The sequence below is a fragment of the Cupriavidus sp. SIMBA_020 genome (assembly GCF_046535395.1).
In the GTDB taxonomy this organism is placed as follows: Bacteria; Pseudomonadota; Gammaproteobacteria; order Burkholderiales; family Burkholderiaceae; genus Cupriavidus; species Cupriavidus campinensis.
In genome coordinates, this window is the sequence record NZ_JAWRWU010001567.1 from 1 (window position 1) to 239 (window position 239).

The following is a 239-nucleotide window of genomic DNA, read 5'->3' on the forward strand; positions in this document are numbered from 1 at the left end:
TACGGCGGCTGGAGCGAAATGGACTGATCGCCCGGAAAGTGCTCGATACTTCTCCGGTGGCCGTCGAATATTCGATCACCGAACTCGGGCGTACGCTGCAGGTTCCGTTCGGTGCGGTGTATGAATGGTCGATCAAGCATTTGCATGAAATCGAGCAGGCACAGGAAGCCTACGACGAGCGGCACCAAGCCTGATAGGAAGAGCAGGCTACGACCACTTCTTAGCGAACCTCTGCGACG

Annotated in this window: 1 protein-coding gene; it reads left to right on the forward strand. The window is 56.9% G+C overall.

Annotated elements, in window-relative coordinates; all coding sequences use genetic code 11:
• Nucleotides 1–194, forward strand: a 194-nt coding sequence (locus SB751_RS34880) for a winged helix-turn-helix transcriptional regulator (RefSeq protein ID WP_410749596.1), incomplete at its 5' end; no start/stop codon positions are given.
• Between the last annotated feature and the right edge of the window lie 45 nt (nt 195–239).